The 24,352-nt window shown below is 70.8% G+C and carries 26 protein-coding genes and 1 tRNA gene; 13 read left to right on the plus strand and 14 right to left on the minus strand.

The features are described 5' to 3' along the window. Positions 1–2 precede the first annotated feature (2 nt). The 3 genes from OHS70_RS29855 to OHS70_RS29865 form a co-directional block, all read right to left on the minus strand. The gene (locus OHS70_RS29855) at positions 3–1,055 is read right to left on the minus strand and encodes a phosphotransferase family protein (RefSeq protein WP_328402435.1); all 1,053 of its coding nucleotides are present in this window, start codon (positions 1,053–1,055) and stop codon (positions 3–5) included. Between the two features lie 278 nt (positions 1,056–1,333). Then, positions 1,334–2,248, minus strand: a complete 915-nt coding sequence (locus OHS70_RS29860) for an MBL fold metallo-hydrolase (protein ID WP_328402437.1) — start codon at positions 2,246–2,248, stop codon at positions 1,334–1,336. A gap of 106 nt (positions 2,249–2,354) precedes the next feature. Beyond that, positions 2,355–2,651, minus strand: coding sequence for a hypothetical protein (locus OHS70_RS29865; RefSeq protein WP_328402438.1), 297 nt, complete (start codon positions 2,649–2,651; stop codon positions 2,355–2,357). Between the two features lie 141 nt (positions 2,652–2,792). On the opposite strand from OHS70_RS29865, the gene OHS70_RS29870 reads away from it, so the two are divergent. Continuing rightward, positions 2,793–3,695 carry a hypothetical protein gene (locus OHS70_RS29870; protein ID WP_328402440.1) on the plus strand — a complete coding sequence of 301 codons (903 nt, stop codon included), beginning with the start codon at positions 2,793–2,795 and terminating at the stop codon, positions 3,693–3,695. 9 nt (positions 3,696–3,704) lie between these two features. Here the strand turns inward: OHS70_RS29870 and OHS70_RS29875 are convergent, their stop codons facing one another. Next, positions 3,705–4,016 carry a DUF202 domain-containing protein gene (locus OHS70_RS29875; RefSeq protein ID WP_328402442.1) on the minus strand — a complete coding sequence of 104 codons (312 nt, stop codon included), beginning with the start codon at positions 4,014–4,016 and terminating at the stop codon, positions 3,705–3,707. Beyond that, positions 4,013–4,402 (minus strand): YidH family protein, encoded by a 390-nt coding sequence (locus tag OHS70_RS29880; protein WP_328402444.1) that lies wholly within the window; start codon positions 4,400–4,402, stop codon positions 4,013–4,015. The genes OHS70_RS29875 and OHS70_RS29880 overlap by 4 nt, the downstream gene beginning before the upstream one ends. A 52-nt stretch (positions 4,403–4,454) precedes the next feature. On the opposite strand from OHS70_RS29880, the gene OHS70_RS29885 reads away from it, so the two are divergent. Beyond that, positions 4,455–5,183 (plus strand): hypothetical protein, encoded by a 729-nt coding sequence (locus tag OHS70_RS29885; RefSeq protein ID WP_328402446.1) that lies wholly within the window; start codon positions 4,455–4,457, stop codon positions 5,181–5,183. Between the two features lie 14 nt (positions 5,184–5,197). On the opposite strand, the gene OHS70_RS29890 is transcribed toward OHS70_RS29885, so the two are convergent. Further along, positions 5,198–5,719, minus strand: coding sequence for an NUDIX domain-containing protein (locus OHS70_RS29890; RefSeq protein ID WP_328406012.1), 522 nt, complete (start codon positions 5,717–5,719; stop codon positions 5,198–5,200). 209 nt (positions 5,720–5,928) lie between these two features. Between OHS70_RS29890 and OHS70_RS29895 the strand changes: the two genes are divergently transcribed. Together OHS70_RS29895 and OHS70_RS29900 are read left to right on the plus strand one after the other, a co-directional pair. Continuing rightward, the gene (locus OHS70_RS29895) at positions 5,929–6,594 is read left to right on the plus strand and encodes a molybdopterin-dependent oxidoreductase (RefSeq protein WP_328406014.1); all 666 of its coding nucleotides are present in this window, start codon (positions 5,929–5,931) and stop codon (positions 6,592–6,594) included. Further along, positions 6,536–7,201 (plus strand): cytochrome b/b6 domain-containing protein, encoded by a 666-nt coding sequence (locus tag OHS70_RS29900; protein WP_328402448.1) that lies wholly within the window; start codon positions 6,536–6,538, stop codon positions 7,199–7,201. The genes OHS70_RS29895 and OHS70_RS29900 overlap by 59 nt, the downstream gene beginning before the upstream one ends. Before the next feature lie 16 nt (positions 7,202–7,217). On the opposite strand, the gene OHS70_RS29905 is transcribed toward OHS70_RS29900, so the two are convergent. Then, positions 7,218–8,615: a GntT/GntP/DsdX family permease gene (locus OHS70_RS29905; RefSeq protein ID WP_328402450.1), complete on the minus strand. Its 1,398-nt coding sequence runs from the start codon at positions 8,613–8,615 to the stop codon at positions 7,218–7,220. Positions 8,616–8,680: 65 nt separating this feature from the next. Further along, positions 8,681–9,190, minus strand: a complete 510-nt coding sequence (locus OHS70_RS29910) for a gluconokinase (RefSeq protein WP_328402452.1) — start codon at positions 9,188–9,190, stop codon at positions 8,681–8,683. Between the two features lie 129 nt (positions 9,191–9,319). On the opposite strand from OHS70_RS29910, the gene OHS70_RS29915 reads away from it, so the two are divergent. The 3 genes from OHS70_RS29915 to OHS70_RS29925 all read left to right on the plus strand — a co-directional run bounded on the left by OHS70_RS29915 (position 9,320) and on the right by OHS70_RS29925 (position 13,115). Continuing rightward, positions 9,320–10,021 carry a FadR/GntR family transcriptional regulator gene (locus tag OHS70_RS29915; protein ID WP_328402454.1) on the plus strand — a complete coding sequence of 234 codons (702 nt, stop codon included), beginning with the start codon at positions 9,320–9,322 and terminating at the stop codon, positions 10,019–10,021. A gap of 231 nt (positions 10,022–10,252) precedes the next feature. Beyond that, complete coding sequence (locus tag OHS70_RS29920; RefSeq protein ID WP_328402457.1) at positions 10,253–11,710, plus strand: amino acid permease; 1,458 nt, start codon at positions 10,253–10,255, stop codon at positions 11,708–11,710. 319 nt (positions 11,711–12,029) lie between these two features. Continuing rightward, entirely contained in the window at positions 12,030–13,115 is a 1,086-nt protein-coding gene (locus OHS70_RS29925) for an S-(hydroxymethyl)mycothiol dehydrogenase (RefSeq protein WP_328402459.1), read from the plus strand. Positions 13,116–13,127: 12 nt separating this feature from the next. Here the strand turns inward: OHS70_RS29925 and OHS70_RS29930 are convergent, their stop codons facing one another. The 3 genes from OHS70_RS29930 to OHS70_RS29940 form a co-directional block, all read right to left on the minus strand. Then, positions 13,128–14,069 carry an RluA family pseudouridine synthase gene (locus OHS70_RS29930; protein WP_328402461.1) on the minus strand — a complete coding sequence of 314 codons (942 nt, stop codon included), beginning with the start codon at positions 14,067–14,069 and terminating at the stop codon, positions 13,128–13,130. An 88-nt stretch (positions 14,070–14,157) separates the two neighbouring features. Beyond that, a complete protein-coding gene (locus OHS70_RS29935) occupies positions 14,158–14,484 on the minus strand; it encodes a DMT family transporter (protein ID WP_328402463.1) in 327 nt (108 codons plus the stop codon). Between the two features lie 56 nt (positions 14,485–14,540). Next, a tRNA-Leu gene (locus OHS70_RS29940) sits at positions 14,541–14,628 on the minus strand. A gap of 187 nt (positions 14,629–14,815) precedes the next feature. Here OHS70_RS29940 and OHS70_RS29945 point away from each other — a divergent pair. The 3 genes from OHS70_RS29945 to OHS70_RS29955 all read left to right on the plus strand — a co-directional run bounded on the left by OHS70_RS29945 (position 14,816) and on the right by OHS70_RS29955 (position 17,532). After that, entirely contained in the window at positions 14,816–16,141 is a 1,326-nt protein-coding gene (locus OHS70_RS29945) for a M20/M25/M40 family metallo-hydrolase (RefSeq protein WP_328402465.1), read from the plus strand. A gap of 156 nt (positions 16,142–16,297) precedes the next feature. After that, complete coding sequence (locus OHS70_RS29950; RefSeq protein ID WP_328402467.1) at positions 16,298–16,531, plus strand: chaplin; 234 nt, start codon at positions 16,298–16,300, stop codon at positions 16,529–16,531. Between the two features lie 152 nt (positions 16,532–16,683). Continuing rightward, a complete protein-coding gene (locus tag OHS70_RS29955) occupies positions 16,684–17,532 on the plus strand; it encodes a chaplin (protein ID WP_328402469.1) in 849 nt (282 codons plus the stop codon). A 101-nt stretch (positions 17,533–17,633) separates the two neighbouring features. Here the strand turns inward: OHS70_RS29955 and OHS70_RS29960 are convergent, their stop codons facing one another. Continuing rightward, positions 17,634–17,822 carry a DUF5703 family protein gene (locus OHS70_RS29960; RefSeq protein ID WP_328402471.1) on the minus strand — a complete coding sequence of 63 codons (189 nt, stop codon included), beginning with the start codon at positions 17,820–17,822 and terminating at the stop codon, positions 17,634–17,636. Positions 17,823–17,869: 47 nt separating this feature from the next. On the opposite strand from OHS70_RS29960, the gene OHS70_RS29965 reads away from it, so the two are divergent. Beyond that, on the plus strand, positions 17,870–18,529 hold the full coding sequence (locus tag OHS70_RS29965) for a hypothetical protein (protein WP_328402473.1): 660 nt from the start codon (positions 17,870–17,872) through the stop codon (positions 18,527–18,529). 432 nt (positions 18,530–18,961) lie between these two features. On the opposite strand, the gene OHS70_RS29970 is transcribed toward OHS70_RS29965, so the two are convergent. Next, positions 18,962–21,187: a helix-hairpin-helix domain-containing protein gene (locus tag OHS70_RS29970; protein ID WP_328402475.1), complete on the minus strand. Its 2,226-nt coding sequence runs from the start codon at positions 21,185–21,187 to the stop codon at positions 18,962–18,964. Next, positions 21,184–22,167 (minus strand): aldo/keto reductase, encoded by a 984-nt coding sequence (locus tag OHS70_RS29975; RefSeq protein WP_328402477.1) that lies wholly within the window; start codon positions 22,165–22,167, stop codon positions 21,184–21,186. The genes OHS70_RS29970 and OHS70_RS29975 overlap by 4 nt, the downstream gene beginning before the upstream one ends. Positions 22,168–22,296: 129 nt before the next feature. On the opposite strand from OHS70_RS29975, the gene OHS70_RS29980 reads away from it, so the two are divergent. Both OHS70_RS29980 and OHS70_RS29985 read left to right on the plus strand, forming a co-directional pair. Next, complete coding sequence (locus OHS70_RS29980) at positions 22,297–23,346, plus strand: LLM class F420-dependent oxidoreductase (RefSeq protein WP_328402479.1); 1,050 nt, start codon at positions 22,297–22,299, stop codon at positions 23,344–23,346. A 218-nt stretch (positions 23,347–23,564) separates the two neighbouring features. Then, positions 23,565–24,350: a ferritin-like domain-containing protein gene (locus OHS70_RS29985; protein ID WP_328402481.1), complete on the plus strand. Its 786-nt coding sequence runs from the start codon at positions 23,565–23,567 to the stop codon at positions 24,348–24,350. The last annotated feature ends 2 nt before the right edge of the window (positions 24,351–24,352 follow it).

Raw genomic sequence — 24,352 nt, forward strand, 5'->3', positions numbered from 1 at the left:
ACTCAGCCTTCCTGGAGGGTGGTGAGGCCGTGCCCGATGAAGACGGGGACGAGATCCCCGATCCGGTCGAAGCCGGCGCCGACGGTCTGGCCGAGCGTGTAGCGGTAGTGGATGCCCTCGAGGATCACGGCGAGCTTGAACCAGGCGAAGGCCGTGTACCAGGAGATGGCGGAGGTGTCCCGGCCGGAGCGCTCGGCGTACCGCTCGATCAGCTCGGCCGCCGGCGGATGCCCCGCCGCCGTGGCGGTGGTGCTGATCGGTGAGCCGGGCAGGTCGATCGGCCGGCTGTACATCGCCAGCAGGCCGAGGTCGGTCAGCGGATCGCCGAGGGTGGACATCTCCCAGTCGAGTACGGCCTTGATCCGGTCGTCGCCGCCGATCAGGACGTTGTCGAGACGGTAGTCCCCGTGGATGACACTGGGCGCGGGGGAGTCGGGCAGCGCACGCCCGAGCGCGGCGTGCAGTTCGTCGATGCCCGCGAGCTCGCGGTTGCGCGAGGCGTCCAGCTGCTTGCCCCAGCGCCGCAGCTGCCGGTCGAGGAAGCCCTCGGGCCGGCCGAAGTCCGCGAGTCCGACCGACTCGGGGTCGACGGCGTGCAGGTCGACGAGGGTGTCGACGAGAGAGAGCACCGCCTCCCGGGTGCGCTCCGGGCCGAGCGGTGCGAGCTGCTCGGCCGTGCGGTACGGGGTGCCGTCCACGAACTCCATGACGTAGAACGGCGAACCGAGGACCGACTCGTCCTCGCAGAGCAGGACCGGCGTGGGCACCGGCACCGCGGTGCCGTGCAGCGCCGTGATCACCCGGTGCTCGCGCTTCATGTCGTGCGCGGTCGCCAGCACATGGCCGAGCGGCGGGCGGCGTACGACCCAGCGGCCGGCGCCGTCGGTGACGGTGTACGTGAGGTTGGAGCGGCCGCCCTGGATCAACTGTGCGCGGAGCGGTCCGCCCACCAGCCCCGGGCGCTCGCGGTCGAGACAGCTGCGCAGCTTCTCGGGGTCGAGGCCTGGTGGGGGTACCTCCCGCGCCGAAGGCTGCGGGGGAGGGGATGAGCTCATGATGCGCACCTCCGGGGTGGTCATGGGGAACGCGTTCATGATGACCGACCAGTCGGTATGTCGTCCAGTGCGGCGCCCCGACCGATACGTGGATCACACACCGGGTGCCGAGGGCGGGGCGCCGAAAAGCGGCCCGGCGCGGAAAGGCGCCCGGACGGCACGGCGGAAAAGCCGGCCGGCAGATCGGATCCGGGAGCCGGTGGTGACGAACGCCCAGGTCGGCGGAGAACACGTGCTCATCGGCGGGTGGGCTGCCCCGGGCGCAGGCCGGCGTGCGGTCAGGCGTGACAGGCCACCGGAACCCCGCCGTTCATTCTCGCCATGTCCGCGAACACCATGGCCGGATCCAGCGGGGAGCCCTCCGGCTGCCCGTCCAGCTCCGCGTACGCCCGGTGCAGGTTCGCCACCAGCCGCTCGCTCTCGCGCAGGGCCGCGAAGGGTCCGAGGTCCGCCTCGGCCGCGCTCTCCAGCGGGGTACGCCCCTTCGCGCGCCCCTCCTCGGCCAGGGCGAGCACGAAGCGCAGATAGCGCTCGGTCGCGTCGTACGCGGACGGATCGGTGAGCGGGCCGTGGCCCGGCACCACCGTCGTGGCGTCGAGCGAGCGCAGCACGTCCAGGGCCCGTAGCGATCCGGCGAGCGAGCCCATGGGGATGAACGGTGTCCCACCCTGGAAGATCAGGTCACCCGTGAAGACCACGCCCTGCTGCGGCAGATGCACCACCGTGTCCCCCGGCGTGTGGGCGACACCGCCGGGGTGGATGAGCCGCACCTCGATCTCCCCGACGTGGACGGCCATCCGGTCGTCGTACGTCAGGGTCGGTGCGGTGATCCGGATGTCGCCGAAGTCGTTCTCGGGCCACATCAGATGCAGCTGGTGCCCGGCCGCGAGCTGCTCGCTGCGGCACGCGTCGTGCCCGATCACCACCGCCTCGGGCAGGAACACCCCGTTGCCGTAGGTGTGATCGCCGTGGTGGTGGGTGTTGACAAGGATGCGGGGGAGCGGGGCGCCGGTCGCGAGGAGCGCCTCGCGCAGTGCCGCGGTCCGGCGCTCGGTGGCCGTCGTGTCGACCAGCAGGGTGGTACCCCCGTCGCTGACGAAACCCGCGTTGTTCAGGCACCAGCCGCCGTCGGGCTGGACATAGGCGTGCACTCCGGGCGCGAGCGGGACGGTGTACGGTTCCGTGGCAGGCAACGGGGCTCCCCCGAGTCGATGGCGAACGGTCGCTCAGAGCCTGCCAGTTGGCGTCGACCCAGGGAAGTCGGGCCCGCGTCGGACGCGGTTGACCGGCCCGGGCCGGTCAGTGGTCGTCCCAGTGCCCGTCGTGCTGCGCATGCCGGTGGCCGTCGTGGATGTAGTCGACATGGTCGCCGTGTGCCACGGCCGGGTGCCCGCACCCGGATCCGTGCTCATGGGCGTGTCCACTGTGCGAGATGTGCTCGCCCGGCTCGCACTCGTCCCAGTGCCCCGCATGCTCCCGGTGCAGATGCCCGTCGTGCGCGTAGTCGATGTGGTCGCCGTGGGGGAACTTGGTGTGTCCGCACTCCGGGCCGTGGGTGTGCTCGTGCGTGGGGTGCTCGTGGTGAAGGACGGGCATAGTGCTCACCTTTATGTCGGGATTGGCATGTTATGTCACCATCCAGGCTAGTCGCCGGACCCTGCCTGGGCGGGTCACCGGCCCGCCTCGCCCGGGAAAACCAGATGACCCGCCCTCCCCGCTCCTGCTGGACTGAACCGTGTGACCCCACCTGTTCACCCTGCGCCGCCGCAGCGCTACCGCTGGAGACTCGCGTCGTACGACGGGATCGCCCCCGACCGGCTCGGCGCGCTCACCGACGGGGCGGGGGACACCCGTCCCCATGACCGGTTCCTCGGCGAACTCACCGCCTGCACCGCCAAGGTGCTCGCCCGCGCCGAGGGGGCCGATCTCGTCTTCGTCGGCCGCTCGCTCGACTCCATGTACGACCTGCTGACCGGCGCGTTCGAGCACTCGGGGTGGGAGGGCCGGCTGCTCAGACTGCCCCTGTCCGGCCTTTGCGACGACGACTGGGGGCCGGCCGAGCGGCACCGCCTCCGCGAGCACCTCGCGGCGGCCGGCCTCGAGCCGTACGCGCTGGCCCGCCGCGCCCGCCCGATCGCCCTGCTGGACGTCGTGCACCAGGGAACAACGTTCACCACCGTGCACCGGCAGCTCGCCGACTGGATCGAGGAGAGCCGCGAGCCCTGGCCGGTGATACGGCGCAAACTGCGCTACATCGGGGTCACCGAACAGGGGACGACCAGCCCCCACCACTGGCGCTGGCAGCAGGACCGGGCCCACGACTGGGTGCGCACCCTGCCCGCGGGACACGTCGTCAACGTCTCGCTCGACAGCCGGATGTGGAGCGAACTGGCGGACCGCCAGCCCAAGGTGACGCCCGGCTTCCCGCCGCATCAGTGGTTCGACGTGGAGACCACGACGAAGACCCGTCACCGGCACCTGGCGCACGCACTCGCCTTCGCGAGGGCACTCGTGGAAGCAGGCCGCAGCCGTGCCGTGCGCGACGCGCTGATCAGGCTGATGGGCCGCGAGCCCGGCTTCGCAGGGCGTGAGCAGCGCCGTCTCGCACTGGCCCTTCGTGCGGGACCGCGCACACCGTGACCGGGCAGGTCAGGTCACGATCGCGACGGCGAACCCGGCGAGCGCGAGAACGCACGCGACCCCGGCGACCGCCCCTCGCACCGACATCGCCGCCGGCCGCGTGGCACCCATCGCCGTGACGCGGCGGTGGGCGACCGCGAGGAAGCCCAGCCAGACCAGCAGACTCAGCCCCGACGCGAGCACCCCCACCGCCGTGGTCTCGTCCTCGACAGCCTGCCTCGCCGCGAGGACCGCCACGACCGTGCAGGACAGGGTGGTCCGCCGCCAGGCCAGCCGGGTCCGCTCCGGCTGCAGCCCCGGGTCACGGTCCGGCTGTGTCACACGCCCTCCCGGACGACGATCACCAGCATGGCGACCGACACGACAGCCACGACCACGGCCAGCAGCGAGGGGAAGCGCGACACGGGCAGATCCTCACCCCGGCGCATCGCCAGCTCGCACCGCACCCAGTGATTGACCGCCCGTACCGCGCACAACGCCCCGGTCCCGATCAGGGCGATCGCCAGCCCGGCCCGCACACCCCAGCGCAGATCCGGCAGGAACTGGTCGACCGCGAACCCGCCGCCGATGAGCGCGAGTGCCGTGCGGATCCAGGCGAGAAAGGTGCGCTCGTTGGCGAGCGAGAACCGGTAGTCCGGGGTCTCGCCCTCCTCCCGGATCCGTCCGGGCGCGAACCACAGCCGCAGGCTCTGTACGAAGTCGCTCACGCAGCGCACCCTACCTGCGCCGTTGCCCGTGGGTCCGGCTAGCGTGCGGGGCATGACGGAGCGTGTGGAGATACCGGAGTACGAGCAGGAGTTCGAGCTCGCCGGCAGTGAGCAGCTGGTCACCGGCCCGGAGTTCTGGTTCCTGCATCTGTACATGTGGCAGGGCGAGCCGAGGGCGACGGCGGAGAGCTTCGGCGCGGACACCGCCGATGTCGACGCGCTGTACGAGCGGCTCTTCGACGAGGACGCGCCCTGGCCGGTGTTCCGGGTGCCCTTCGGCGGCGGGCACGCGGCCGTCGTCGCGTACCGCAACTTCCCCGAGGACAACGGCATCGACTACTTCGTCCACCATCCGGAGTGGGGCCGGCTCGGTCACCTGGGCCAGATGGACGGCCATGACACGGGACCCGGGCTGTCCTGGCGGGAGCTGATCACCGTCGCGGACGACGTCCAGGCCGGCATGCCGGGACTCACCGACCCCGCCGAGCGCTTCCTGCTGCTCCTGCCCATGCTCGGAGACATGGACATGCCTGCCGACGCGTCCCGGATCGTCGCGGAGCGCCTGACGCGATGCGGCATACCCGAGGCTCAGGCGCTGGACATCGCGGGCCGCGTCCTCGACAACCCCTTCTGGGACGCGCCCGGTTGGGAGGTGCGCGACAGCAGCCCCGTGCCGGTCTGTACCGGCTCCTCCAGCCCGCGCTTCATGATGCCTCTCGCCCAGGGCATCACGGCCGAGCAGACCCGGTCGCTCGCTGACGCCCTGGCCGGCCGCGCCTGACCGGTGCCCGGACGTCAGCCTGCGGCGCGGAACGCCGTGAGCCTCCGGTACGCCTCCAGCCCGTCCGGGACCCAATCCCACTCGCCGAGCCGCCGCTCCAGCTCGTGCGGGGACAGGAAGGCGTGCCAGGCGACCTCCTCCGCCTGCGGGTTCACCGGGAGGTCGCAGCGGACCTCGTAGACGTACGACCACCAGGTCCGCGCCGGGTGGCCCCCGCCGTCGTACAGGAAGGTGAACAGCGGCACGGGGCACGGCAGTCCGCTCACGCCGAGCTCCTCCTCCGCCTCACGCAGCGCGGCTTCGTCGTTGCTCTCGCCCGCGCCGACGACCCCGCCCACGAACATGTCGTACAGCGAGGGGAACACCAGCTTCTCCGGCGTACGGCGGTGCACGAACACCCGCCCCTCCGCGTCCCTGGCCTGGACGAACACACACCGGTGGCGCAGCCCGCGCGCATACACCTCGGCGCGCGGCGCCTGCCCGATGACGCGGTCGGACTCGTCGACGATGTCCAGGATCTCCTCGGCCGGATTCATGGCAGCCATCCAAGCACCGGCGGTTGACGCGACGCCGACCGGCCAGGACCGGCCGACACCGCAGCGCGCCCCGCCGCGGAGTGTGACGGAAGTCTGACGTACCGCCGATCGCTCTGGATTCTGCCGTCGTGCAGTGCTCGAATCGAGGGGTGACCACATCCGACCGTGACGCCGAAGGCTCGCCCGTGGGGCGTCGCCTGGTCCTCGGCATGCTGGGCCTTGGCGCGGCCGGCGTCGCATCGGCGCCGTATCTGCAGCGCGGGATGGAGTCCTTCCTCGGTGCGGCAGCCGACAAGGACCCGACGGGCCTGACGGGCCTGCTGCCCAACGGCGGAGGCTTCCGCTACTACTCCGTCGCCGCATCGGTACCGCCGAAGAACGAGCGCAACTACCGCCTCACTCTCGACGGGCTGGTCGAGCGGCCCACGTCGTACACGCTCGACGCCCTGCGCGCGCTGCCTCAGACCCGGGTGGTGCGCGACGTCCAGTGCGTCACGGGCTGGCGGGTGCCCGACACGCCGTTCGAAGGCGTGCGCCTGTCGGCGCTGCTGGACGCTGCCGGGGTACGGCCCGAGGCCCGGGCCATCCGGTTCACCTGCTTCGACGGCACGTACAGCGAGAGCCTCACCCTCTCCCAGGCCCGCCGCTCCGACGTCCTGGTCTGCCTGCGGATGCAGGACAAGCCGCTCAGCCACGCGCACGGCGGGCCGGTACGTCTCTATGTGGCACCCATGTACTTCTACAAGTCGGCGAAGTGGCTCTCCGGGATCTCACTCACCTCGAGGGTCGACCCCGGGTACTGGGAGGAGCGAGGCTATGACGTCGACGCCTGGGTCGGCCGGTCGAACGGCCGCGACGACGCACCCACCGTCTGACGAGCCCGCGCGGGCAGCGAGATTCAGCCGCGCCGAGCGCTGGGTGCACCGCACCACCGCCGCGCTGATGCTGCTGTGCGTGGCGACCGCTGCGGCACTGTACGTACCCCAGATCGCCGAACTCGTCGGCCGCCGCCACCTCGTGGTGACGCTGCACGAGTGGTCGGGGATCCTGCTCCCGGTGCCCTTCCTGTGCGGGCTCGCCTCGCCTGCCTTCCGCAGGGACCTGCGTCGGCTCAACCGGTTCGGCCCGCACGACCGGACCTGGCTGCGGGCGGTCCGGCGGCGCGACAGGTCACCCGAAGCGCGCCCGGCCGGGAAGTTCAACGCCGGGCAGAAGATCTACGCCGCCTGGATCGCCGGCGCCGTCCTGGTCATGATCGGCACCGGGCTGCTGATGTGGTTCACGCACCTGGCCCCGCTGGTGTGGCGTACGGGCGCGACCTTCGTCCATGACTGGCTCGCGCTCACCATAGGGATCGTGCTCTTCGGGCACATCGCGATGGCGCTCGCCGACCCGGAGGCACGCCGTGGCATGCGGACCGGGTCGGTCGAGCGGCCTTGGGCCCGTACGGAACACCCGCTGTGGGACCCCGACGACGACTGACGCGCCTGGCGGCGCGTTACAGCACCAGGGACAGCAGCAGGACGAAGACGATGCCGACGACCGAGATGATGGTCTCCATCACCGACCAGGTCTTGACGGTCTGACCGACGCTCAGCCCGAAGTACTCCTTCACCAGCCAGAAGCCGGCGTCGTTGACATGGCTGAAGAAGAGCGAACCGGCGCCGATCGCCAGCACCAGCAGCGCGGACTCGGCCGTCGACATGTCGGCGGCGAGCGGGGCGACCAGGCCGGCCGCGGAGATCGTCGCGACCGTCGCCGAGCCTGTGGCCAGCCGGATCGCCACCGCGATCAGCCAGGCCAGCAACAGCGTCGGGATCGCCCAGTTCTTGGAGAGGTCCAGGATCATCTGACCGACGCCGATGTCGATCAGCGTCGTCTTGAAGCCGCCGCCCGCGCCGACGATCAGCAGCACGCCCGCGATCGGGGCCAGGGACTTCTCGACGGTCGTCGAGATGCGCTCCTTGGTGAACCCGGCGGCGCGGCCGAGGGTGAACATGCCGACGATCACGGCGGCGAGCAGTGCGATGAGGGGGGAGCCGACCACGTCGGCGACCCGCTGCACGCCGTTCTCCGGGTTGTCGACGACGATGTCGACGAGTGCCTTGCCCATCATCAGAACGACCGGCAGCAGCACGGTGGAGACGGTGGCGGCGAAGCTCGGGCGCTTCTCGAGGTCCTCGGAAGCGCGCTGCGGGATCATGCCGTCCGGTGCCTGGATGTCCACCCAGCGGGCGGCGTACTTGGAGAACAGCGGACCGGCGATGATCACCGTCGGTATCGCGACGACCAGGCCGAGAGCCAGCGTGACGCCCAGGTTGGCGCCGATGGCGTCGATCGCGACCAGCGGGCCGGGGTGCGGCGGGATGAGACCGTGCATCACGGACAGTCCCGCGAGCGCCGGGATGCCGATGCGCATGAGCGAGTAGTTGCCGCGCTTGGCGACCATCAGCACGACGGGTATCAGCAGGACGATGCCGACCTCGAAGAACAGCGGCAGACCGATGATCGAGGCGATCAGCACCATCGCCCACGGCATGGAACGCCGGCTCGCCCTGGCGAGGATCGTGTCGACGATCTCGTCGGCGCCGCCGGAGTCTGCGAGCAGCTTGCCGAGGATCGCGCCCAGGGCGATCAGCACACCCACACCGGCGACGGTGGTGCCGAGACCGGTGCTGAAGGACACGATCGTCTTGTCCAGCGGGGCTCCGGCGAACGCGCCGAGCGCCAGCGACCCGATCGTCAGCGCCAAAAACGCGTGCAGCTTGAACTTGGTGATGAGCAGGACGATGACAGCGATGCCCGCGAGGACGGCGATGCCCAGCTGTGCGTCGCCCGCCGAGGTGATCGGCTCGACGGCGTCCGCTGCCAGCATCTCGACGCTGAGACTGGTCACGGTGATTCCTTGTGGTGGAGAGGGGGAGAGGGTGGGGGACGGGGGTGCCGGCCGGGCCGGCGGCGTTACGTGTCGAGCAGGCGCAGTGCGGCGACCGCCCGCTCGGTGATCTCTTCGGGAGTGCCGGACACATCGACACCGACTCCTGCCTCGTCGGCCGCCGGCGGCTGCAGCGTGGCGAACTGCGAGTCCAGCAGCGCGGCGGGCATGAAGTGGCCCTTGCGCTCCGACATCCGCTTCTCGATGAGTGCGCGGTCGCCGGTGAGGTGGAGGAACACGGCACCTGGTGCGGCCGCCCGCAGCCGGTCGCGGTAGCTGCGCTTGAGGGCGGAGCTGGAGACCACACCGCCCAGCCCTTCCCGCGCGTGCGCCCACCGGCCGATCGCATCGAGCCAGGGCCACCGGTCCGCGTCGTCGAGGGGAGTGCCGGCGGACATCTTGGCGATGTTCGCCGGGGGATGGAAATCGTCGCCCTCGGCGTAGGGGACGCCCAGTGCAGCGGCGAGCAGCGGGCCGATCGTGGTCTTGCCGGTCCCTGCGACGCCCATCACCACAACGACGTGGGGGGTGTTCATTGCCTGCCTCGCTGTCCTCGACATCGGTGTCGTCGCGCCATGGAAACCTATTAGGTACGACTTATTCAAGAGGTCGAGATCTAAACGTCATACTTTTTGTTCCTCGCTCGTGGCCCGTAGGCTGTGTCCATGACCACAGAAGGCCGAGGGCTCCACACGCACGTGCTCGACACCCTCGGCCTCGCGATCACCGCGGGCGAACACCCCCAGGGCAGCGTTCTGCGCACCGACGAAGTGGCCCAGCGCTTCGATGTTTCGCGCACCGTCGTCCGCGAGGTCGTACGGGTCCTGGAGTCCATGCATCTGGTGGAATCCCGGCGGCGCGTCGGCGTCACCGTGCGCCCCACCGAGGAGTGGAACGTCTACGACCCGCGCGTCATCCGCTGGCGCCTCGCCGGCGCCGACCGCCCCCGCCAGCTGCGTTCACTGACGGTGCTGCGCTCCGCGGTCGAACCGGTCGCCGCCGGTCTGGCCGCCCGTCATGCCACCCCCGAGCAGTGCGCCGAGCTGACCGCGTGCGCCCTCGGCATGGTCGCCACCTCCCGTGGCCACCAGCTGGAGGGCTATCTGGAGCACGACATCTCCTTCCACCGCATCGTGCTCAATGCCTCCGGGAACGAGATGTTCGCCCGGCTCGGCGATGTGGTCGCCGAGGTCCTCGCGGGCCGCACCCACCACCATGTGATGTTCGACGACCCCGACCCGGCGGCCGTCACCCTCCATGTGCAGGTCGCCGAAGCCGTTCGCGAAGGCGACGCCGACCGGGCGGAGAGGCTGACCCGGGAGATCGCCGTGGGGGCCCTCCAGGAGCTGGACGTACTCGCTCCCTGAGGCCGGTGCCTGCCGCATACCGCCTTGCTTAACCTTGTCGAAACCTCTGGAATACCTCAGATATGTGTCTGAGTGAGGTTGACCACTGCCAAAATCCCAGGGTTGCCCTGACCATTGCCTCGGGCGTTCTGCGCTCCGAGGCCGAGCCGTGGTGACCCCCTTCTCACCACGGGAAGGCCCCCGGCGTTCGGCCGGGTACCGCACACCCCCTCACGAAGGCGAACAACCTCAATGAGTGACCGCACCCTGGCTGCGGCCGATACGTCTGTCGCCACCGCGACGGGCACCCCCCACGTAGACGCCGGTGACGCCGGGTACCGCAAGGACCTCAAGTCGCGGCACATCAACATGATCGCCATCGGCGGTGCCATCGGTACCGGCCTGTTCCTCGGAGCCGGTGGCCGCATGGCCAACGCCGGCCCCTCCCTCTTCATCGCGTACGCGCTCTGCGGCGTCTTCGCCTTCTTCGTCGTGCGCGCACTCGGCGAGCTCGTCCTCTACCGGCCCTCCTCCGGCGCCTTCGTCTCCTACGCCCGTGAGTTCATGGGCGAGAAGGGCGCCTACACGGCAGGCTGGCTGTACTTCCTCAACTGGTCGACGACCGCGATCGCGGACATCACCGCGGCCGCGACCTACGCGCACTTCTGGGCCATGTTCAGCGACATCCCGCAATGGGTGCTCGCCCTCATCGCCCTCGCGGTGGTCCTGACCGCCAACCTCATCTCGGTGAAGTACTTCGGCGAGATGGAGTTCTGGTTCGCGATCATCAAGGTCGCCGCGCTGGCGATCTTCATGCTCATCGGTATCTACCTCGTCGTCACCCAGCACGAGGTCGGCGGCCACACCCCGGGCCTCGCCACCATCGGCGACAACGGCGGCATCTTCCCGGCCGGCGTCATGCCCATGCTCCTGCTGATCCAGGGTGTCGTCTTCGCCTACGCCTCCGTCGAGCTGTGCGGCGTCGCCGCCGGTGAGACCGAGAACCCCGAGAAGATCATGCCGAAGGCGATCAACTCGATCATGTGGCGCGTCGGCCTCTTCTACGTCGGCTCGGTCGTGCTGCTCGCGCTGCTCCTGCCGTACACCGCCTACTCCGGCGACCAGAGCCCCTTCGTCACCGTCTTCGACAAGCTCGGCATCCCGGGCGCGGCCGGCGTGATGAACCTCGTGGTGCTCACCGCCGCCCTGTCCAGCCTGAACTCCGGCCTGTACTCGACCGGCCGCATCCTGCGCTCCATGTCGATGTCCGGATCCGCTCCCAGGTTCACCGGCGTGATGAACAAGGGCGGCGTGCCCTACGGCGGCATCCTGCTCACGGCAGCGTTCGGCATCGTCGGCGTCGTCCTGAACAAGGTCATGCCGGGCGACGCCTTCGAGCTGGTGCTGAACTTCGCCTCCATCGGCATCATCGGCACCTGGGGCATGATCATGGTCTGCTCGCTGCTGTTCTGGCACCGTTCCAAGGACGGCCGGGTCACCCGTCCTGGCTACCAGCTGCCCTGGGCCCCGTACACGCAGATCACCACGCTGGTCTTCCTCGCCTCGGTCCTGGTCCTGATGTGGATGGACGGCGGCATCAGCCGCACCACCGTGAACTGCCTGCCGGTGATCGCAGCCGCGCTGGTCGGCGGCTGGTACCTGGTCCGCGGCCGCGTCCGCAGGATGGCCGCGCAGAGCACGTCCCTCTGACGCCCCGGACTGAGCGCACCACGGCGAGGCCCCCGCGGAACATCCGCGGGGGCCTTCCCGTATCCGCACGAGGGGTTCACCGGACCGTCCCGGCCCGACCGTGCACCCGGCGACGCGGAACCCGCCCCCCACATTCCCGGACCGCGCACAACGGGCGCGCCGCCCGGCCTTGGCGCGAAAGCGGGCGACCATGGTGCCCACAACCGTTCGGGGTAAGCCGCTGAGCAGCCGTCCTGGCAACAGGATTCCCTCCCGCGCAGTGCTGGGGAACGGTCATAGTGAAGGGTCGACGTCCGTTGCGAGGAAGGCAGGTTCTGCTATGCCGCAGCAGGTGCAGGGTGTGATCGCGCCCGGGAAGAACGAGCCGGTCCGGATCGAGGCGGTCACGGTGCCCGACCCGGGACCCGGCGAGGCCGTGGTACAGGTGCAGGCCTGCGGGGTGTGCCACACCGATCTGCACTACAAGCAGGGCGGGATCAACGACGACTTCCCCTTCCTGCTCGGCCACGAGGCGGCCGGTGTCGTCGAGTCGGTCGGCGCCGGGGTCGCCGACGTCGCGCCCGGAGACTTCGTCATCCTCAACTGGCGTGCGGTGTGCGGTCGCTGCCGCGCCTGTCTGCGCGGCCGCCCCTGGTACTGCTTCGACACCCACAATGCGCGGCAGAAGATGACACTCGCCGGAGGCAGGGAGCTGTCGCCGGCACTCGGCATCGGGGCCTTCGCCGAGAAGACCCTGGTGGCCGCCGGCCAGTGCACCAAGGTCGACCCGGCCGTCTCCCCGGCCATCGCGGGCCTGCTGGGCTGCGGTGTCATGGCCGGAATCGGCGCCGCCGTCAACACCGGGCAGGTCGGCCGCGGCGACTCGGTCGCCGTCATCGGCTGCGGCGGCGTGGGTGACGCGGCCGTCGTCGGTGCCCGGCTCGCGGGCGCGGCCCGGATCATCGCCGTCGACATCGACGACCGCAAGCTCCGGACGGCCGGCGCGATGGGCGCCACACACACCGTGAACTCCCGTGACACCGACCCCGTCGAGGCGATCCGTGAACTGACCGGCGGCTTCGGCGCGGACGTCGTCATCGAGGCCGTCGGCCGCCCGGAGACGTACGAACAGGCCTTCTACGCCCGGGACCTGGCCGGCACGGTCGTCCTGGTCGGCGTGCCGACCCCCGAGATGAAACTGGAACTGCCACTCCTCGACGTGTTCGGCCGCGGCGGCGCACTCAAGTCGTCCTGGTACGGCGACTGTCTGCCGTCCCGGGACTTCCCGATGCTGATCGACCTGCACCAGCAGGGCCGTATCGACCTCGGCGCGTTCGTCACCGAGACCATCGGACTCGACGACGTGGAGAAGGCGTTCGCCCGGATGCAGGAAGGCGACGTCCTGCGGTCCGTCGTACTGCTGTGACCCCCGTCCGCCTCACCCCGGCCAATCGGCCAGCCGCAGCCCGCTGACGAAACGGCGTGGCTCACGCGTCACAGGATCGGTGAATTCCAGGGATCTGGCGAGGAGTTGCAGAGGTCTTCCGTAGTCCTCGGCGGCCTCGTCCAGCACGACCGGATACACCGGGTCGTGCAGGATCGGCACTCCCAGCGCGTTCATGTGGACCCGCAGCTGATGGGTACGGCCGGTGGTCGGCAGCAGCCGGTACCGGCCGAGCCCGCCGCGCTGCTCCACCAGTTCGATCCGGCTCTCGCTGTTCGGCTCCCCGCCCGGTACCTCCCGGGCGGCGAGCACCCCGCGCTCCTTCTCGATCCGGCTGCGTACGGTGACGGGCAGGGCGATGTGCGGGGCGTACGGTGCGATCGCCTCGTACTCCTTGCGCACCTGCCGGTCGCGGAACATCGTCTGGTACGCGCCCCGCTCCTCGGGCCGTACGACGAAGAGCACCAGGCCCGCCGTGAGCCGGTCGAGCCGGTGCGCCGGCTGGAGCCGCGGCAGATCTAGTTCGCGGCGCAGCCGGGCGAGCGCCGTCTCGGTGATATGGCTGCCACGGGGCACGGTGGCGAGGAAGTGCGGCTTGTCGGCGATCACCAGGTGCTCGTCGCGGTGCACGACGGCCACCTCGAACGGGACCCGCTCCTCGGCGGCGAAGTCCCGGTGGAAGAACAGATACCGTCCGGCCTCGTACGGCTCGTCGGACCGGACCGGACCGTCCGCCGAGACGATGCGGCCCTCGCGGAGCATGGCATCGACCTGCTCGGCCCCGATCGCGTTCCCGTACCGCTCGACCAGATGCTCCCGCACGGTGCCCCACAGCCCGTCCGGGTCGGCGGGCAGCCGCAGACGGACCGGATCGATGCCGTCGCGCTGGGGGAGCGGGGACGGCGGGGCGCTGTGTTTCCGTCGTTTCCCTCTCACCGATGAGACTTTATGCCCACCGTGCCCACCGTGCCTGCAGCGAGCTCGGCGGGCCGCTGCCACGGGCCCGACCGCGATACTCCGGCCGTCATTGCTCCATCCCGCCGCCGAGATACATCACCACGACACCGATGACGATGAGCGTGACACCGATCAGCGTCGCCGGCCTCACGGGCTCGTCGAACAGCCAGACCCCGCCGAGAAAGGCTCCGATGGTGCCCACTCCCGACCACACCGCGTACACCGGCCCGACGTTCAGTGACTTGAGGGCCAGCGCCAGCAGCACGAACGCCGTCCCGTAACCGACGACCACCAGCGCGCTGGGGCCGAGCCGGCTCAGGCCGTGCGAGGCGCGCAGCGCCAGTGTTGCCATGACCTCGAAGGCGATCGCGCCCGCGACCAGCACCAATCCCATCGGCGTGACTCCCTCGGAAACACAAAGATCCCCACGGATTCCCGTGGGGATCTTGCTGGTGTCCGAGGGGGGACTTGAACCCCCACGCCCGATAAAGGGCACTAGCACCTCAAGCTAGCGCGTCTGCCATTCCGCCACCCGGACAAGGTGTCTGTCTCGCGGCCCTGGGCCGTTCCGACGTGGAAAACCATAGCAAACATTCGGACCGCCCCGATCACCCCTCTTCGCCGCGGGACGGCGGCGCGACGGCGTACTCGCGCCCTTGGGGCGGACGGCAGGATGGCGAGAGGATGAGGACGGACCACCAGCAGCGACAGTGGGAGGAACCAGCGTGAGCGCGTCGAGCACAGCCCGTGCCGTCACGGGTGAGGACGAGGTCGTCGACCTCTGCCGCGACCTGATCCGGATCGACACCAGCAACTACGGAGACCACTCCGGCCCCGGCGAGCGGGCCGCCGCCGAGTACGTCGCCGAGAAGCTTGCCGAGGTCGGCCTGGAGCCGCAGATCATCGAGTCGCACAAGGGCCGGGCCTCCACCGTGGCCCGGATCGAGGGCGAGGACCCTTCCCGGCCCGCGCTGCTCATCCACGGCCACACCGACGTCGTCCCGGCGAACGCCGAGGACTGGACGCACCATCCCTTCTCCGGCGAGATCGCGGACGGCTGCGTCTGGGGTCGCGGCGCGGTCGACATGAAGGACATGGACGCGATGACCCTCGCGGTCGTACGGGACCGGCTGCGCAGCGGCCGCAAGCCCCCGCGGGATGTCGTGCTCGCCTTCCTCGCCGACGAGGAGGCGGGCGGCACCTACGGCGCGCGGCATCTGGTCGACAAGCACCCCGGACTGTTCGAGGGCGTCACCGAGGCGATCGGCGAGGTCGGCGGCTTCTCCTTCACGGTCAACGAGAACCTGCGGCTCTATCTCGTCGAGACGGCGCAGAAGGGCATGCACTGGATGCGCCTGACCGTGGAGGGCACCGCCGGCCACGGTTCGATGACCAACAACGACAACGCGATCACCGAGCTGTGCGAGGCCGTCGGACGTCTCGGCCGCCACCAGTGGCCGGTCAGGGTCACCAAGACGGTGCGCTCCTTCCTGGACGAGCTGTCCGACGCGCTGGGCACCCCGCTCGACCCCGAGGACATGGAGGCCACCCTCGCCAAGCTGGGCGGCATCGCCAAGATGGTCGGCGCGACACTGCGCAATTCGGCCGCTCCCACCATGCTCGGCGCCGGCTACAAGGTGAACGTGATCCCCGGGCAGGCGACCGCCCACGTCGACGGCCGCTTCCTGCCCGGCTACGAGGAGGAGTTCCTGGCCGAGCTGGACCGGCTGCTCGGACCGCGGATCAAGCGCGCTGACGTGCACGGTGACAAGGCGCTGGAGACCAGCTTCGACGGGGCGCTCGTCGATGCGATGCAGACCGCGCTGAAGGCCGAGGACCCCATCGCCAGGGCTGTCCCGTACATGCTCTCCGGCGGCACCGACGCCAAGTCCTTCGACGATCTCGGGATCCGCTGCTTCGGCTTCGCGCCGCTCAAGCTCCCCCCGGAGCTGGACTTCGCCGGCATGTTCCACGGGGTGGACGAACGCGTGCCGGTCGATGGTCTGAAGTTCGGCGTCCGCGTCCTCGACCGATTTCTGGACCATTGCTGATGACATACAGCTGAGATGCCACTCCCATAATCGTCAACACGTACGCATGTGACTGAGAAGAGTGAATGGAGGAATAACCTCGTAGCCCTTGTGTGGCCTCCTCGTTACAGGTGTTGCGGTTCGCGGCTGGAACCGCATTGCCAACGAGGAGGAATAATGATCAAGAAGGTCGTCGCTGCTGCGGCTGCCACTGGTGGTCTGGTGCTCGCCGGCGCGGGTGTGGCCATGGCCGACGCGGGTGCCCAGGGTGCCGCCATGGGTTCTCCGGGCGTGCTCTCGGGGAACCTGGTGCAGGCCCCCGTCCACGTGCCGGTAGGGGTGTGCGGCAACACGGTCTCCGTGATCGGGCTGCTCAACCCCGCCGCTGGCAACACCTGCGCCAACGCCTGATTTTTGTGACCCCGGCCCGCGAGGGTCCGGGTTTCACCCACGGGCGGCTCCGGAGTGCGCGCCATGTACTCCGGAGCCGCCCGGCCTTTCCCAGCCCTCGGGCACAGCGCCCATGGGCTTTTTCCTGAAGCTGGAAGGCAGGGAAACAAAACATGCGACAGGTCACGCGTAAGGGCCTGATCACCATGGCGGCGGCGGGTGGCGTCATTGCCATCGGCGGCGGCTATGCCCAGGCGGACGCCGGTGCGGTCGGCGGGGCGTCGAATTCTCCGGGCGTGCTGTCCGGGAATTCGGTTCAGGCGCCGGTACATGTGCCGGTGAACGTCTGCGGAAACAGCGTGAACGTCGTCGGGTTGCTCAACCCGGCGTTCGGAAACGGCTGCGCCAACGAGTCCGGTTCGAACACCGGGACGGGCGGCGGGTCCTTTGCCGAGGGCGAGACGAGCAACTCGCCCGGCGTCGCCTCGGGCAACAACGTTCAGGTCCCCGTCGACGTCCCCGTGAACGTCTGCGGGAACAGCGTCACCATCGGCGGCCTGCTCAACCCGGCGTTCGGCAACGGCTGCCAGAACGGTTCGGACGGCGCCACCCCGCCCGGTACGCCGGAGGAGCCGGGTACCCCGGAGGAGCCCGGTACGCCGGAGGAGCCCGGTACGCCGGAGGAGCCGGGTACCCCGGAGGAGCCCGGTACGCCGGAGGAGCCCGGTACGCCGGAGGAGCCCGGCACCCCGGAGGAGCCGGGTACCCCGGAGGTCCCCGGTACGCCGGAGGTCCCCGGTACGCCGGAGGTCCCCGGAACCCCGGAGGTGCCCGGCACTCCCGAGGTCCCGCTGACCCCGGCCCAGCCGAACACCCCTGGCGAGCAGACCGTCACCCCGCGCGACGGCGGTGACCAGCTGGCCGAGACCGGTTTCGGTGCGCTCGACGTGCTGGCCCCGGCGGGTGTCGGCATGCTGCTGGCGGGAGTGGTGCTCTACCGCCGCGCCCGCGCCTCGGCGTAGCGACGGTCCAGGCAGCTGCCCGGACGTCCTCGCACGAGCCGAGCAGAGCGGGCCCCGCGGTCGCGGGGCCCGCTTCGTCTCTGCTCGTCCTCACTCGCCGATCACCAGGTGGCGCGTACCTGGCGGATGATGCGCCGGCGCAGCCGCACCCTGCGGCTCCCGTCCCGGTGGAGGCTCAGTCGGTCCAACTCCCAGTGTCCGTACTCGGCATGGTCGGTCAGCAGTCGGGTCGCCTCCTGGCGGGAGACCCCGCGCGGGACGTACACGTCGACAAATTCGTATTCCGGCATCGCATCTATTGTGCGGGCACAGCCCCGGTACGGATAGCGTCTGCACTATGTCTGATGCTGCGCAGCCCACGGCTGCCGAGGTACGTGCCGCCGCCGAGGCGGTCAAAGCCGCACTGGACCGTCACCTCGAGGCGGTCGAGAACCGCACGGGAGAGGACGACCCGGCCGTCTATGACGCCTTCAACGCACTCGCCGCAGCGGCGGAGGCGTACGACGAGCGGCTCTACGACCGTTACGACGAGGTCACACCCTTCGAGATCCCTGGTGCGGACGATTCTCTGCCGCCCTACGCGGGCCCCGAGGAGCCGAACGCCCTGAGTGTGCTGATCCGCCGGGACTACGCGGTGGTGGAGCCCCAGCGACTGCTCGCGCAGGCACAGCGCATCGCCGATCTGGACCCCGACGAGGACCGCCCGGCGAATGCCCCGACCGTCGGCGCGAGCGTGCATGCCGCGCTCGGCGTACTCTTCGGCGAGTTCGAACCGGACGAAATCGCCTCCCGGCACAAGGAGTTCGGACTCGGCGAGGGCGACTCGACACTCTGGGTGTCGGCTGCGGACGAGCTGCCCGAGCCCGGTGAGTGGCTGAGCGTCCCCTTCGACCAGGCGGATCCCGAGCGGGTCGTATGCCGCTTCGACGTCAGCTCGGTCTTCGACGAGGACGACTCTGGCGAGGACCCGGACGAGGTGGACGAGGCGGACCGCTGACGCACGAGACCGTCGGGACCTGATCGGTCCCGTACGGCTCGGGCACGCACACCCACGAAGAACGCCCGGCCCCGGCCGGGACGACATCCGCAGTCGTCCCGGCCGGGGCCTTCGGCGTTGCCGGCCGCCGCGCCCGGCTCGCGCACTGTGCCGTGCCGGGCGCGGACGTTCGTGGCGTCGGGGCACGGTTCATGCAGCCGGGGCGCGCCGCCCCGGCCGACGCACCGAAGGTGCGCCTCTCCGGGCGGTCTGCGACCGCACCCTGGCCTGTGCGTCCGGGCAGGCCCGTCCGGCGTGGGCTTGTACCGCCGTTGCCGGCCGCCGCCATGCGGCACGGTTCCCCGCGGACGGCCGAGGCGATCGCATCGGGAGCTCTCGGCGCCCACACCGCCCTTCGGGCACAGGTGGTGCACCAGCCCCGGCCGCCGGCGCTCAGTTGCTCGGTGCGAGCAGGCCTTCCAGCAGCGTCCGCAGCCGGGTCGTGCGCTCCGGGCCGGGGATCTCGGTCACCGCGCGGGCGAGCGCCTGGTCCACCCCGTGGACCACGGACAGATGCCGCTCGGCACGGCCGAACGCGGTGTAGACCCAGGGGCGGCTCAGCCCCTGCGCCGCGTCCCCGGGCAGCACCACGACCACCGCGGGCCAGCGCATGCCTGCCGCCTGGTGCGCGGTCAGTGCCCAGCCGTGCCGCAGCGCGGACTCGACGTGCTCCTTCGGCACGACGGCGGGTGAGCCCTCACAGTCGAGGTGCAGACCGTCCGCGGCGGCGGAGACGACCGTTCCGGTCAGCGTCCGGCCAGGGGCCTGGGCGTAGGCCACGCGGTCGCCCGCGTCGAAGCCGCCGAAGCGGCCCGGGCCGGGATTCAGACGCTGCTTGAGCGCCGTGTTCAGCGCGCGTGTGCCGGCCGAGCCGCCATGGCCGACTGTGATCACCTGGGTCTGTTCGGGCGGTACGCCGATGGCCCGAGGCACCGAGTCCGCGACCAGCTGCACCGTGCGGTGCACCGCCTCGCCCGCGTCCCGCACCGGGACGATCACGACCTCTTTGCCGGGTGCCTCGACCTGGCTGAGTTCACCGATGCCGATCCCCGAGACCAGCTCGCCGATCGGACCCGGATCGGGGGTGCGGGATGCGATCTGCGGGCAGACCCGGGCCGCCAGCACATCGGCGAACACCCGGCCGGCGCCGGCCGAGCCCAGCACGCCTGGATCGCCGCTGAGCACCAGGCGGCCACCGTCCGGCATCGACTCCACGAGCATCGCCGCGGTCTCGACGTCCAGCTGCGGCGCGTCGAGTACGACCAGCAGATCGAGCGCGAGCGCCCCCTCCGCGTCCCTCCCGGGCCCCGCCGCGCCGCTCAGCAGGTCCGGCACGGTGACCGCAGCCGCCTGCGCCCCCAGCCTGCGACGGCCGTTGTCGCCGTGGACCGCGACGACCGTACGCAGCCCGAGTCCGCGGGCCCTCTCCGCGAGCTCGACCGGCTCGGCCCTGGCAGCCTCGCCACCCGTGTGGACAACCAGTCCGTGCGCGCCGGCGGCACGGGCCAGCTCGGACCCCTCCCAGACGTCGTCCGGTCCCGTCCGCACCAGCCGGGCCAGCCCGTCCGCGAGGCTTTCCTCGGCCATCGCGTACCGGTCGAGCCCCAACAGGACCGGTAGGGGCGCTTCGGCGGCGGCCTCTTCCCCGTCGATGTCCTCCGTCTCCTCCGGACCGTCCTGGAAGACCAGGACCAGGCCGTCGGAGATCGCCTGCTGTACGGCCTCGTCCGGGCCGGGCACCGAATGCCCTGCCAGCCCCTCCCGGACCTGCGACGCTTCCAGGGCGGTGTGCCCTTGCAGCGCCGCGCGCTCCAGCAGCCAGGTCACCAGAGCCGCGGTGCGCCGCTCGTCACCGGGGCCGCACCGAGCGCCGAGCAGAGCCCGTGCGAAGCCGTCCGCCTGTTCGGGGCGCACCCCCGGAACGGTGAGCAGCTGCCACGGATCCTCGGACAGCACATCCGCCGCCGACTCGCCGAGCACCTGGGCCGCTTGCGGCGCGAGCGTGTCGGGCGCACCCCCTTGGGTCAGCACCGCCTGCACCGCGGCCACCGTCTCGGGGGCGGCCGCCCCCGGCTCCGGCGTGGGCCCGGGCAGGCCGGTCCGGACCGGCGTCTCGGGAGCCGGGGCGATTCTGCGCGGTGCGGGCGCATCCGCGCTGGGGGTCCCCCCGGCGGAGCGAGGGGGAGAGTCGTAGAACTCGGGTCCGGGCTTCTCGCCGCTCTCCACGGCCCGAACCGCGGCGAGCAGATCGGCGGCCGTGCCGCGCAGTTTGCCGCCGCTGTGGATCGGTTCGTCCCGCTCGGCCTTGCGCTGTTCGATCTTCGCCCGCAGTTCCCGCTGCGCGGCGAGCTCCGCCTCGGTCTCGCTCATCCCGCCGTCGGCGGTGTCGGCCTCCTTGGTCTCGTCCGCGTCCTTGGATTCTTCGGACCCCACGGACTCCTTGGAGACCTCGCCGTCCTCGCCGTCGACGCCGTGCCCGGCGTCCGGCGCCGCCTCGCCGTCGACGGTGCCTCCCGAGCCCTCGTCGGCCACTGCCTCCTCGGGGTCGGCGGCAGTGTCCCGGGCCTCGGTGTCCTCGGCCGCGGATCCGGGGGACGTCCCCCGGGAAGGCACAGTCACAGCGTGCTCCAGTCCTGATCGGGATAGCGGTGCACGGGCGCCGACACATCGTCGAGCGCCTGGCAGATCTCGTCAGGAAGACTAAGCGCCTCCACTGACAATGCGGCCGCGAGCTGCTGCGCGTTGCGCGCCCCGACGATGGGGGCGGCCACGCCCGGCCGGTCCCTGACCCAGGCCAGCGCCACCTCCAGCGGCGTGGCGGCCAGCCCGTCCGCCGCAGTCGCCACCGCGTCGACGATGCGGCTCGCCGCGTCGTCGAGATACGGCTCCACGAACGGCGCCATGTCCTCCGAGGCACCCCTCGAGTCCGCCGGCGTCGCCGTGCGGTACTTCCCGGTGAGCACCCCGCGGCCGAGCGGCGACGACGGGAGCAGCCCGACGCCGAGGTCCAGCGCGGCCGGCAGCACCTCGCGCTCCACTCCGCGCTGAAGCAGCGAGTACTCCATCTGCGTACTGGCCAGCCGAGTCCGCACCCCCGGCGCCGCCAGCTGCCAGGTCGCGGCCTTCGCGAGCTGCCAGCCGCAGAAGTTCGACACCCCCGCATACCGCGCGCGACCGCTGGAGACCGCGATGTCGAGGGCCTGCAGCGTTTCGTCCAGCGGGGTCTCCGTGTCGAAGGCATGGACCTGCCACAGATCGACATGGTCCGTGCCGAGCCGCTGCAACGAGGCGTCCAGCGCGGCGAGCAGATGTCCGCGCGAGCCGTCGAAGCGCCGGTCCGGATCCGGCACACTGCCCGCTTTGGTGGCTATGACGAGATCGCGGCGGGGCACCAGCCGCTCGACCAGTTGGCCCAGTACGTACTCGGCCTCCCCGCCCCCGTAGACATCGGCGGTGTCGACCAGCGTCCCGCCCGCCTCCCAGAACACCTTGAGCAGATCGGCGGCATCGTGCTCGTCGGTGTCCCGGCCCCAGGTCAGGGTGCCGAGACCGAGCCGGGACACGCGCAGGCCGGTGCGGCCGAGATGCCTCTGTTCCATGGGCGCTGAGAGTACTGGCCAAGGGCGCACCCCGAGAGAGCCTGTGGACAACGTCCCTCTGCCGGATCCCCTGTCCGCGCGCTAGAGTCCCCGCACAGGGACGTTACTGATCAGTAAGAGGGAGCGGTTATGCGGCTCGGCATCAACCTCGGCTACTGGGGCGCGGGGATGGACAGCGACAATCTCGAGGTCGCGAAGGAGGCCGACAGGCTCGGCTACGACGTCTGCTGGGCCGCGGAGGCATACGGCTCCGACGCTCCCACCGTGCTCGCCTGGGTCGCCGCCCAGACCGAACGCATCGACGTCGGCTCCGCGATCATGCAGATCCCGGCCCGCCAGCCCGCGATGACCGCCATGACCGCCGCCACCCTCGACTCCCTCTCCGGCGGCCGCTTCCGCCTCGGCCTCGGCGTCTCGGGACCGCAGGTCTCCGAGGGCTGGTACGGCGTCAAGTTCGACAAGCCGCTAGCGCGGACCCGCGAGTACGTCGAGATCGTGCGCAAGGCGATGACCCGCGAGCGCCTCTCGTACGACGGTGAGCACTGGACCCTCCCGCTGCCCGGCGGCCCCGGCAAGCCGATCAAGCTGACCGTCCACCCCGAGCGCGAGCACATCCCGCTGTACATCGCGGCCATCGGCCCCAAGAACCTCGAGCAGACCGGCGAGATCGCCGACGGCGCCCTGCTGATCTTCCCCTCCGCCGACCACCTGGAGGAGACCGCGCTCAGGCACATCCGCGCGGGCCGCGAGAAGGCCGGCAAGACCATGGACGGCTTCGACGTCTGCCCGACCCTGCCGCTCGCGGTGGGCGACGACGTCAGCGGACTGGCCGACATGTTCCGCCCGTACACCGCGCTGTACGTCGGCGGCATGGGCAGCCGCAAGCAGAACTTCTACAACCAGCTTGCGCAGCGCATGGGTTACGAGAAGGAAGCCGCCGAGATTCAGGACAAGTACCTCGCGGGCGACAAGGCGGGGGCGGCCGCGGCGGTGCCGCACCAGCTGATCGACCAGACGGCGCTGCTCGGTCCGGTCGAGCGGATCGCTGAGCGGATGCAGGCGTACGCGGCGGCCGGTGTCACCACGCTCACCCTCGCCCCGGCCGGCTTCACGCTCGACGAGCGGCTCACCGCGCTGCGCGCCGGCACCGACGCCCTGGAGCGCGCGGGCGTCGCGTAACGCGGCCCGCTGCGGATTCTGCGGCCGTGGTGGGGGCTCGGGGGTCTTCCCCGCCACGGCCGTCACGCACTACAACGCGCGACGGACCCCTGCGGTTACTCCCCCGGCCCCACGGCTTGCGTTCCCCCGTTCGGACGAGTGGTTCCCGCCACCTGTTGCTCCATGCGGCGTCTCGCATTTGACTCGTTCCTTGCGGATGCCTTCATGGAGGTGGAGTCATGCTCTCGGCCCGAAGCCTGTTCCAGGAGATCATCGACAACGACGACTCCTTCCAGCTCTTCTGCTCCATCGCTGCCAGCGGCGAGACCCAGGGCGGCTGGGAGAACGGCAGGATCGCGGCCCTGGTGCCCGAGAGCATGCGCCACCTCGCGCCCAGGATCACCCGGCACGGCGCCGATGAGGACAAGCACGGCCGGATCTTCAACGCCCTGCTCAAGAAGCGGCAGCTCGACCCGGTACCGGTCCCGTCCGAGACCGACTACACGATGCTGCTGGAGCGGCAGGGCATCGGACTCGCGCATGAAAAGCTGCGCCGCGACGAGCCCTTGAGCGAAGAGGACATCGTCGTCTACCTCTCGCACAGCCGCGTCACCGAGCAGCGGGCCGCCGATCAGATGGACATGCTGGTCAAGCACTTCGGCGACCACCCGGAGCTGGGCCGCGCCATCCGGATGATCTGCGAGGACGAGGACAACCACCTGGCCTACTGCCACGAGGAGCTGCTCCGCCTCGCCGCCGCCGGGCACGGCCCCACGATCCACCGCGTGCTGCGCGCGAGCGCGCTCACCGAGATCGGGGTCTACCGCGACGTGAGCCTCGCCGTGATGAGCCACATGGGCCGGCTCCTGCAGTGGCCCAAGGCCAAGTCCGCGGCGCTCGCCACGGGCATCCACGGGATGTACGCGTACGAACGCTTCGGCGGCTGGCACCGGATGATCAGCCTCTCGATGCCGGAGCGACGCGGCGCCCTCGACGGGCCCGCCACCCCCGCACCCGCCACCTGACC

Source organism: Streptomyces sp. NBC_00390, assembly GCF_036057275.1.
In the GTDB taxonomy this organism is placed as follows: Bacteria; Actinomycetota; Actinomycetes; order Streptomycetales; family Streptomycetaceae; genus Streptomyces.